Source organism: Actinomadura logoneensis (assembly GCF_003428695.1).
Lineage (GTDB): Bacteria > Actinomycetota > Actinomycetes > Streptosporangiales > Streptosporangiaceae > Spirillospora > Spirillospora logoneensis.
On record NZ_QURH01000262.1, the window covers coordinates 1 to 7770 of the forward strand.

The following is a 7770-nucleotide window of genomic DNA, read 5'->3' on the forward strand; positions in this document are numbered from 1 at the left end:
CCCAGCCGGGGGCCGCCAGCGTCCACTCGGCCCGCTGCTGCGCCCGGACCGCCTCGTCGAGCAGCAGCCCGGCGAGGCGGTCCGGGGCACCGGTCGCGGTCATGGCGGTCCGGGCCGCGCCGCCCGCCGGTCCACCGGGTCCGCGGACGCCGGCCGGGTCACCGGACGTCGGTGTCGGAGACGGCGAAGAGCACGCCGTGCGGACGGGCGTTGCCCAGGGCGCCGTGCGGCCACGATCTCCGGTCGAACGCGACGCAGGGTTGGCCGGTGTTCTCGTCCTTGAAGGAGCGGTCGAGGGTGAGCCCGGTGCGCGGGTCGAAGTCGGTCATGCAGATCTTGTGGTCGCCGTCGATGCCGGCCTTGGCGATGAAGTAGTCGGCGGTCACGACCCGCTTGACCTGCGTGGTCTCGTGGTAGTAGCCGTCCGGGCCGCGCTGGAAGTGGTCCATCGCGCCCCAGTGCGGGCCGATGCCGACGCGGCCCTGCGGGCCACCGATGCCGCCCTTGATCTGCTCGGTGCCGACCAGCGCCGGGCAGTCGGGGTCGGCGCCGCCGCCGGTGATCTCGGCCTGGGTGTCGATGCGGCACCGGGGGTGCGGGCCGGACGCCAGCAGCTTCTGAACGTCCAGGACGAACAGCATCCCGCTGTTCTGCGCCAGGGTGTGCCGCGGGTCGGAGCCCATGACGGTCTGGAACAGGTACTTGTCGTCGGGGGTGAGCGCCAACCAGCTGCTGCCCGCGTTGGAGCCGGTCAACGGCGGATTGAGGCCGAGCCGCTTGTAGGCCGCGCTGCTGTCGAAGACCTCCTGCCAGACCGGGTGCGGCGACATCACGTCCGGGGTGAAGTAGACGACGCCGCCCGCCATGGTCGAGGCGAACAGCCCGCGGTGGGACGGCAGGCTGGTCAGCGCGTTCTCCATGACCATGCGGTCCTCGTCGAAGGCCGCGAACTGGTCCTTGCGCGGGCCGGTCGGCAGGTACGACACCGACAGCAGCTTCGGGCGGTCCCGGTTGCCGATGTCGAAGACCCGGACGGAGTTGCGCAGCAGGGTGGGGTCGGTGAGCTTGGTGTCGGGGTCGAGGTAGTTGCGGGCCTCGGCGAAGTCGCTCAGCACGAGCCGGTTCAGGTCCTCGCGGACCTGGAGGCCGTGCGGGTTGGCGCAGGACGCCACGGGCAGCTGCGGGACGCTGTGGCACTTCGCCCGGTCCTCGCTCTGCTTGGTCGCGGCGGCGGTCTCGCTGGTCACCCTGCCGTCGGGGGCGAGCCGGACGAGTTCGCCGGGCGTCCCGCCGAAGCCGTTCCCGGTCCGGACCTGGCCGTCGGAGTAGGTGCAGGGTCCGGCGACGTCGGGGCCGCCGAGGTAGGAGCCGTAGGCATAGCCGTCCCGGGTCGTCCAGAACGCGTCGGGCACCGACCCGCAGGGCGTGTCCCTGCCGAGCGCGACGCCGGTGAGCCGCACCTCGGGGAGCCTGCTGACGTCGAAGACGTAGTCGGTGTCGGCGAACATGGTGCCGGCGTAGACGCGCTGGCCCTTGTGCCAGATGTACTGCATGTGGTGGGGCTCGCCCTGGGTGAGCGGGCCGATGGTGGCGGTGTTCACCACCTTGCCGTAGGTGGACGAGCCCTTGGTGGCGTCGATGACGGCCAGGAAGTCGGGCGGGACGGCGCCGGTCGCGGTGCCTGTCGCGGTGCCTGTCGTGGTGCCGGACGGGCCGTGCGAGTGCCCGCCGGGCGCGGACTTCGCGGCGGGGCTCCCCTCGGCCCCGGCCCAGGCGAGCACCCATTCGCGGCGGTGCGCGTCGCCCCGGTCGCGGACGAGGTGGTTCTCCACCCAGTAGGTCCTGCCGTCCGAGCCCTTGACCGCCGATCTGACGACGCGCACGCCCGGCCTCTCCGAGCCGCACGACGCGAGGACGAGGGCGGCGGCCAGCAGCGCTGCGGCGGCCACCGCCAGGAATGACACTCGGCGCCGGTGCGGCGCGGGGAACACGTGCACGGGATCTCCTCTGCCCCTCGGGCACGGCAACTTTAAAAAAATATAGTTCTCTCGCGCGGAAAGACAAGGGGCGCCCGCACACGGCGGCGGACGCACCCGGTCATCCGGAGCTGACCCGGTAGCGCTCGTCCGCGCGCCGGTACACCTCGGGGCTCGTCCCGACGTCGCACCACCAGCCCTTCACTTCGACGTAGCGGAGCGTCCCGGCGCGGGCGTAGTGGCGGTTGAGGTCCCAGATCTCGACCTCGCCGCGCGGCGACGGCCGCAGCGTGCGGGCGACGTCGAACGCGTCGCGGTGGTACAGGTAGCAGCCGAGGTCCATCCAGCCCGGGGCGTGCCGGTCCGGGTCCTTGTCGCCGAGCGCGGTGACGAGGCCGTCCGCCACGCTGAGCGGCGTGTACCCGGCGGTGTCGGGGGTGCGGGTCGCCACGACGAGCGCGCCGTCCGGCTGGGCGGCGAACGCGCGCACGGCGGGCCCGAGCGGCGCGTCGATGAGCACGTCGCCGCAGGCGACCAGGAACCGGTCGGTGCGCAGCAGGTGCTCGGCGCGGCCGAGCGCCGCCGCCATGCCGGCCCCGGACGGCGGCTGCCACACGTACCCGAGGCTGCGCAGGCCGAGGTCGCGGCCGTCCCGCAGGACCCGCAGGAACTCCCCGGCGTGCCGGTCGTCGATGACCACCAGCACGTCCAGCACGCCCGCCCGGACGAGCTGGTCCACGACCCGCGTGATGAGCGGCCTGCCTCCCACGGACAGGAGCTGCTTGCTGGTGCGGTCGGTCAGGGGCGCGAGCCTGGTGCCGCGCCCGCCCGCGAGCACGACCCCGGTCACCGCGCCCGCGGCTTCCGGACGCGGCGACCGTCCCGCGCTCACCGGACGTCCCCCGGGTTCGCGGGCTCCTCCGGGTTCGCCGCGTTTCCCGAGTTCGCCGGGATCGCCGGGTTCGCCGCCCGGACGTAGAGGACCGCGGACGGGATGCGGACGTCCCCGGCGCCCGTCCGGAAGCGGCCGACGGCAACCTCCACCGCCCCCCACGCCTCGCGCGCGTCAGGCGAGCCGAAGCGTTCCCGGATCCGGTCGAACAGCAATGGAGGCGCCACCGCGCGCGTGAACCGCACGTACTCGCTCGCGGAGTGGAACGTGAACGGCACCCGCGTCCCCTCGACCGACACGTCCGAGAACCCGGCGGCGCGCAGCTCGCTCGCCAGGACGGCGGGGTCGGACATGCTGAACGGGCCCGGCGTGCCCGGCGCGACGGGCGGCAGGTCCAGCACGCCGGACAGGGCGGCGAAGCCGAGCGCCATGACCGGGGCGTCCGGCGCGGGTCCCCACACGGCGGCGGCGAGCGCGCCGCCCGGCCGCAGGACGCGGCGGAGCCCGGCGAACGCCGCGACGTGGTCCACGGCGAACATCAGGCCCCACCGGCTCAGCACCACGTCGAACGAGCCGGGCGCGAACCCCTGTGCCTCCACGTCCGCCTCGGTGAACTCGACGTCCGCCGCGGCCGGGCCGAGGGCGGCGGCGCGCCGCCGGGCGATCCGCAGCATCCGAACCCCTGTGCCTCCACGTCCGCCTCGGTGAACTCGACGTCCGCCGCGGCCGGGCCGAGGGCGGCGGCGCGCCGCCGGGCGATCCGCAGCATCCGCGGGGAGATGTCGGTCGCGACGACGCGTCCGGTGCGGCCCACGCGGCGGGCGGCGCTCAGCGCGGGCTCGCCGAGGCCCGTCCCGACGTCCAGGACGCTCTGCCCGGGCCGGACGCCGCCGAGGTCCAGGAGCCGTCCGCTCACGGCCGCGGCGCCGCGTTCGAAGACCTCCCGCGCGTCGGCCCAGCCGCCGCTGAGCGCGTCCCAGGTGGCGCGCTGCGCCTCCTTGACGGCGCGCGGGTCGAGGGAGGTGCTCACCTGTCCCCTCCGTTCCGGCGCGCGTCCGCGGCCCCGGCGCGGGACGGCCCCTCCAGCCGGGCCCTCGCCGCCGCGAGGTGACCGGGCGTGGTGCCGCAGCAGCCGCCGAGGATGTCGGGGGCGTAGGCCGCGTGCCATCCGGCGAGCAGGTCGGCGAAGGCGTCCGGACCGAGCGCGGACGGCAGCGCCTCGTCCACGTGCGTCCAGCGGTGCGCGCCGTCCCGGACCTCGTTGTTCGGGTAGCAGCCGATCGGCCCGGAGCAGGCGGCGCGGAGTTCGGCGAGCGCCTTCTCGGCGTCGGCCGGGGCCGTGCAGTTGACCAGGACGGCCGCGGCGCCGTCCCGCTCGGCGGCGACCGCCGCGTCCGCCAGCCGCTCCCCCGACAGCAGCCGCCCGTCCGCCCCGCACACGAACGACACCCAGGCCCGCCCGCCCGCCGCCTGCACCTGCTCCAGCGCGATCCGCGCCTCCCGCGCGGTGTTCATGGTCTCGACGAGGACCAGGTCCACGCCGACCCGCATCAGCTCGGTGGCGAGCCAGCGGTGCTCGGCGGCCAGCTCGCCGTCCGGGGGCACCAGGTCGGGCCGGTAGCAGTCCTCGACGGGCGCCATCGACGCCGCGACCAGCGCGTTCCCGGTGCCGCGCGCGGCGCGGGCGACACCGACGGCGGCGTGCACCATCCAGGCGAGCCCCGCCTCGTCCAGCCCGATGCGGCGCAGCGCCCGCAGGTTGCAGCGGAACGTCGCGGCCGTCACCACGTCGGCGCCCGCCGCGAGGTGCGCCTCGTGGACCGCGCGCAGCGCCTCGCGGCGCGGCTCGGTGGTGAGCGCCCGGGTCGTCCACCACGGGGCGTCCAGGGGCAGTCCGCCGCGGCGCAGCTCGGTGGCGGTCGCGCCGTCCAGCCAGGTGACCGTCATGCCTCGTCCTCCGTGTCCTCGTCGCCCTCTTTGGTCGGCCGCAGCGCGGCGGCCAGGTCCTCCACCAGGTCGGCGGGGTCCTCGATGCCCGCCGAGACGCGGACCAGCCGATCGGTGATCCCGAGCGCCCGGCGGACGTCCGGGGGGACGCCCGCGTGCGTCATCAGCGCCGGCGCCTCGACCAGCGACAGGACGCCGCCGAGACTGACCGCGCAGGTGAACAGCCGGAGCCGGTCCATCAGCTTCTCCGCGTCGCCGAGGTACTCGAAGGCGAGCACGGCGCCGGGGGCCGCCATCTGCCGGGCCGCGACCCGGTGGCCGGGGTGGTCCGGCAGGCCCGGGTAGTGCACGGCCCCGACGTGCGGGGACGCGCGCAGCACGGCGACGAGCCGGGCGGCGTTGGCGACCTGCCGGCCGGTGCGCAGCGCCAGGGTCCGCAGCCCCCGGTGCACCAGGAAGCAGTCGAACGGGCTCGGGACCGCGCCCGCCGCCGTCCGGTAGGCGGTGAACGCGCGGTGCAGCCGCTCGTCGTCGCAGACCAGCGCACCGCCCAGCGCGTCGGAGTGGCCCGCGATCGACTTGGTCGTGCTGTAGAGGGTGACGTCCACGCCGAACCGCAGCGGCTGCTGGAGCGCGGGGCCGGCGAACGTGTTGTCCACCAGCACGACGGCGCCCGCCTCGTGCGCGCGTCCGGCCACGTCCGCGAGGTCCGCGATGCGCAGCGTCGGGTTGCTGGGCGTCTCCACCCACGCCATCGCGGCGGGCTCGGCGAACGCGGCGGCGACGGCGGCCGGGTCGGAGAGGTCGGCGTGCTCCACCCGGACGCCCTGCCGCTCCAGCAGGCCGAACAGGGCGCGGGTGCCGCCGTACACGTCGTCGGACGCCACCAGCCGGGCCCCGCGCGGCAGCAGCGACAGCGCCGCCATGCCCGCGGCCTGCCCGGACGCGAACGCCGCGGCGAACCGCGCGTCCTCCAGCCCCGCCAGGCACCGCTCCAGGGCCTCGCGCGTCGGGTTCTCGCCGCGTCCGTAGAAGTAGCGCGGCGGGTCCTGGACGCGCCGCTCGTAGGTCACCGCGAGATGGAGCGGCGGGACGACGTCACCGGTGCCGGGCTCGGGCTCCTGCCCCAGCCGCACGAGCCTGGTGTCGAACCGCATCCCGTCCGGGCCGGGCGCGCCGCTCACGGGCGGGACGTCCGGGGGCGGACCGTTGAGGTGCGGCGCATACGGGTCCGGCGCGTTCGGGTCCGGCGCGTTCGGGTGCGGGACGTCCGGGGGGCTCGCGGCGGCCGGGGTCACAGGAACCTCGCGGTCGGGTGCTCGGCGGTCCAGGAGCCGGGGCGGACCGTCCGCAGCAGCTCGGCCACCCGGTCGACCTCGGCGACCGTGTTGTACACCGCGAACGACAGCCGGACGGTGCCGAGCAGCCCCAGGTCGTCCAGGAAGGTGCTGGCGCAGTGCACGCCGCTGCGCACCGCCACGCCGTGCCGGTCCAGGTGGCCGCCGACGTCGTAGGGGTGGATCCCGTCCACGACGATCGAGACGATGCCGCTCGGCGTCTCCTGCGGCGCGCCGACCACGCGGACGCCGGGCACCTCCCCCAGCGCCGCGACCGCGTGCCGGACGAGCCGCTCGTCGCGGCGGCGGACCTCGTCCCAGCCGAGCTTGTCCACGTACCGCAGGGCGGCGGCCAGGCCGACCGCGCCCGCGACGTTCGGCGTGCCCGCCTCCAGTCGCGCCGGAACCGGGACGTACCGGACGGGCTCGTCCGCGCTCACGCCCTTCACGGTGCCGCCGCCGACCTGGTACGGCGGCAGCGCGGCGAGCAGGTCCCGGCGGCCGTAGAGCACGCCGACGCCCTGCGGCCCGTACACCTTGTGGCCGGAGAAGCAGTAGAAGTCGGCGTCCAGGTCGCGGACGTCCACCTGCATGTGCGGGACGGCCTGCGCGCCGTCCACCAGCACCGGGACCCCGGCGCGGTGCGCGGCGGCGACCATCTCCCGGACGGGGTTGACCGTGCCGAGGACGTTCGAGACGTGCGCGACGGCGGCCATCCGGGTGCGGGGGCCGAGCGCGGCGGCGAAGTCCCCGGCGTCCACCCGGCCGCTCGCGTCCACCGGGACGACCGCCAGCCGCGCGCCGGCGTCCTCGCAGAGCCGCCGCCACGGCAGCAGGTTGGAGTTGTGCTCCATCCCGCAGACGACCACCTCGTCGCCCGCGCCGACCCGGCCCCGGCCGAACGTCTCGGCGACCATGTTGACCGAGTCGGTGGTGCCGCCGGTGAAGACGATCTCGGCGGGGTCGGCCGCGCCGAGCGCCCGCTGCACGATCCCCCGCGCCTCCTCGTAGCGGTCGGTGGCGATCCGGGCGAGGGCGTAGTGGCCGCGTCCGATGTTGGCGTTGGCGCTCGCGTAGAAGTCGGTGAGGGCGTCCAGGACCGCGCGCGGCTTCTGCGTGGTCGCCGCGTTGTCCAGGTAGACCAGGGGCCTGCCGTCGAAGGTGGAGGCGAGGATCGGGAAGTCGGCTGCCAGGTCGGTCATGGGAGTTCCTCCTCCGCCCGCCGGAACAGCCCGGCGAACGCGTCCAGGAATCGGTCCGGGAAGGCGAGCACCTTCTGCTCCGGGTAGGGGCGGCGGCTCGGCGGGAGCGCCCGGTGGGGGCCGTGGTAGAACCAGCAGACCTGCCCGACCTGCTCGGCGAACACGACCGGCCAGGCGGCGCGCGGGTACAGCTGCATCTGGCAGCGCGCCGCGAGCAGTTCGCCCGCCGGGCCGAAGGAGTGGCCGAACATCACATGGCCGAACAGGTCGTGGACGGCGCGGAACAGGTCGTTGTGCCGCAGGTCGATCCCGTCCACCCGGACCCCGGACGGCCCGCGCAGCGGATGCCGCCCGCCGCCGGCCCCGCGCCCGCCGTCACCGCGCCCGCCGTCACCGCGTCCGGTGGGAGCGCGTCC

General features: G+C 75.6%; 8 protein-coding genes. All 8 read right to left on the minus strand.

All coding sequences use genetic code 11. The features are described from left to right. Window positions 1–158: 158 nt before the first annotated feature. Window positions 159–1997, minus strand: coding sequence for a hypothetical protein (locus DZF91_RS15580; RefSeq protein WP_117358192.1), 1839 nt, complete (start codon window positions 1995–1997; stop codon window positions 159–161). A 100-nt stretch (window positions 1998–2097) separates the two neighbouring features. After that, window positions 2098–2868, minus strand: coding sequence for a sugar phosphate nucleotidyltransferase (locus tag DZF91_RS15585; protein WP_158587955.1), 771 nt, complete (start codon window positions 2866–2868; stop codon window positions 2098–2100). Beyond that, window positions 2865–3539: a class I SAM-dependent methyltransferase gene (locus DZF91_RS41165; protein WP_235834321.1), complete on the minus strand. Its 675-nt coding sequence runs from the start codon at window positions 3537–3539 to the stop codon at window positions 2865–2867. Before DZF91_RS41165 ends, DZF91_RS15585 begins: the two co-directional genes overlap by 4 nt. Beyond that, entirely contained in the window at window positions 3422–3898 is a 477-nt protein-coding gene (locus DZF91_RS42075) for an SAM-dependent methyltransferase (protein WP_235834319.1), read from the minus strand. The genes DZF91_RS41165 and DZF91_RS42075 overlap by 118 nt, the downstream gene beginning before the upstream one ends. Further along, window positions 3895–4815: a homocysteine S-methyltransferase family protein gene (locus DZF91_RS15595; protein WP_117358194.1), complete on the minus strand. Its 921-nt coding sequence runs from the start codon at window positions 4813–4815 to the stop codon at window positions 3895–3897. Before DZF91_RS15595 ends, DZF91_RS42075 begins: the two co-directional genes overlap by 4 nt. After that, entirely contained in the window at window positions 4812–6113 is a 1302-nt protein-coding gene (locus DZF91_RS15600; protein ID WP_199486662.1) for a trans-sulfuration enzyme family protein, read from the minus strand. Before DZF91_RS15600 ends, DZF91_RS15595 begins: the two co-directional genes overlap by 4 nt. Beyond that, window positions 6110–7354 (minus strand): aminotransferase class V-fold PLP-dependent enzyme, encoded by a 1245-nt coding sequence (locus DZF91_RS15605; protein WP_117358195.1) that lies wholly within the window; start codon window positions 7352–7354, stop codon window positions 6110–6112. The genes DZF91_RS15600 and DZF91_RS15605 overlap by 4 nt, the downstream gene beginning before the upstream one ends. After that, a partial coding sequence (locus DZF91_RS39835; protein ID WP_235834320.1) for a hypothetical protein occupies window positions 7351–7770 on the minus strand: 420 nt, incomplete at its 5' end. The genes DZF91_RS39835 and DZF91_RS15605, both read right to left, overlap by 4 nt.